Genomic DNA, 619 nt, shown 5'->3' with positions numbered 1-619 from the left:
CTTGAGCAGGTCGCCGCCGTCACCGATGCGTGCCACGAGGTGCTTCCCCTTCGCCTGGGATCTGCAACGCTTGCGCAGACCCGGGTGCTTGCCTATCGACGGTACCTTGCCGGGGCCCCCGTGCGGGCCCCCCTTGGCGCGACTCGATCCACACGGCATCGAGTGCACGCCAAGAGGGACCGCTCCCGACGCGGCGGGATCAAACCGAAACGGAACTCTTGCGGGTCGAGACGATCTGGTCCACCAGACCGTACGCCAGCGACTCGTCAGCGGTGAGGATCTTGTCGCGCTCGATGTCGTCGCGGATCTTCTCGATCGGCGTCGTGGAGTGCTTGGCCAGCATCTCCTCGAGCTGCGAGCGCATCCGCAGGATCTCGTTGGCCGCGATCTCCAGGTCGGAGACCTGGCCGCGGCCGGTCTCGCTGTACGGCTGGTGGATCAGGATGCGGGCGTTGGGCAGCGCCATCCGCTTGCCGGGCGTGCCGGCCGCGAGCAGCACGGCCGCGGCGGACGCCGCCTGTCCCATGCACACCGTCTGGATGTCGGGCTTGACGAACTGCATCGTGTCGTAGATAGCCGTCAGCGCGGTGAACGAGCCGCCGGGCGAGTTGATGTAGAT

The 619-nt window shown here is 67.4% G+C and carries 1 protein-coding gene; it reads right to left on the bottom strand.

Annotated elements, in window-relative coordinates; genetic code table 11:
• Positions 1-199: 199 nt before the first annotated feature.
• Positions 200-619: ATP-dependent Clp protease proteolytic subunit (locus KUM32_RS39515; RefSeq protein ID WP_217146566.1), on the bottom strand; the 420-nt coding region annotated here is incomplete at its 5' end.

The sequence above is a fragment of the Streptomyces sp. AC627_RSS907 genome, assembly GCF_019049165.1.
Note: the sequence above shows the minus strand (reverse complement) of the source record. Positions and strands in the feature narration are given on the sequence as shown.